This window comes from Actinomycetospora sp. (assembly GCF_055612215.1).
The window spans coordinates 1-1,075 of sequence record NZ_JBVPVA010000452.1; the positions used below are offsets into that span (position 1 = coordinate 1).

Consider the following 1,075-nt stretch of genomic DNA (forward strand, 5'->3'; position numbering starts at 1 on the left):
TCGCTGGGCCTGGTGGCCATCGTGTCGTTCGCGGCCGCCGTCGTGGTGACGGCCCTGGTGGCGTTCGGGATCGTGGGGCTCGCCGCGCGGGCGCCGCGGCCCGACGGCCCGGAGCCGGCGCTCTCGCCGTCGGCGGGCACCGCGGTCGGGGTCGTGTGCCTCGTCGTCGCGGCGGCGATCGTGCTCTACGGGCTCTACATCATCGTGGCCTGATCGTCCGAGCAGTGCGGCGCGGCGTCGTGGACCCTCCCTCGGTCCGCGGCGCCGCGTTTCGTCGTCCTCGGGCGGATCGACGACGGGGCTTTACTGCCACTGGCTGCAAGCGTCGACGCTTCGCTGGCACTACGGAAAGGCCGGGACCCCGGAAATCAGCCGCGCGCCCGACCCAGCTTCTCCCCCACGCCCGCCGCGAGCGTCCGCACCTCGTCCGGGTCGGTCCCCGGGTCCGGGCGCACGTGCAGCACGACCCCCGCGGGGGTGCGGCGCTGCACGAACCACGCCCCGCCGCTGGGCAGGTCGTGGTGCTGGCGGGAGCGGATCGCCCCGGTGACGCGGCGGTGCACCGTCTCGGGGATCTTCCCCGGGTCGGGCAACGGGAGCCTGCGGGGCTCGGCGTCGGCGAGGAGCACCACCCCGCCCTCGAGGTGCTCGACCTCGCGCGACTCCACCACCTCGAGCGCCCCGCCCGCCCACGCCGCCTTCGTCACCAGGTGCCACGGCACGCGCCGGTCGTCGATCCAGAGACCGAGGTCGGTGGCGAGCACGACCTCCCCGCGCCGCGTGCGCGAGTCGGCCAGCACCCGCTCGTCGGCCGCGAGCGTCCCGGTGAACCCCTCGGGCGTGAGCTCCCGGCCGGTCAGCAGCGCCGTGAGCCGCGAGATCACGCCGACCACTGCCCACCGATCGCCTGGTCGCGCAGCGCCTTCTTGTACTGCTCGAGGGCCACGAGGTCCCCGAAGAGCTCGTGGTACTCGTCGGCGTCGGTGACCGGCGAGATCCGCTGCAGCCGCGACTTGATCTCCGCGACCTGCCGCTCGACCAGCGCGCCCTGCAGGGCGGTGAGCATCGAGGACAC

At 74.7% G+C, this 1,075-nt stretch carries 2 protein-coding genes and 1 pseudogene; 1 reads left to right on the forward strand and 2 read right to left on the reverse strand.

Going from position 1 to position 1,075, the window contains the following annotated elements; all coding sequences use genetic code 11:
• On the forward strand, window positions 1-213 hold a 213-nt coding region (locus AC0CYZ_RS12655; RefSeq protein WP_472215795.1), incomplete at its 5' end, for a hypothetical protein.
• Window positions 214-368: 155 nt separating this feature from the next.
• Here AC0CYZ_RS12655 and AC0CYZ_RS12660 read toward each other — a convergent pair.
• A complete protein-coding gene (locus AC0CYZ_RS12660) occupies window positions 369-884 on the reverse strand; it encodes a hypothetical protein (RefSeq protein WP_472215797.1) in 516 nt (171 codons plus the stop codon).
• A pseudogene (locus AC0CYZ_RS12665) lies at window positions 881-1,075 on the reverse strand (DNA primase); the annotation flags it as partial. The gene AC0CYZ_RS12660 and the pseudogene AC0CYZ_RS12665, both read right to left, overlap by 4 nt.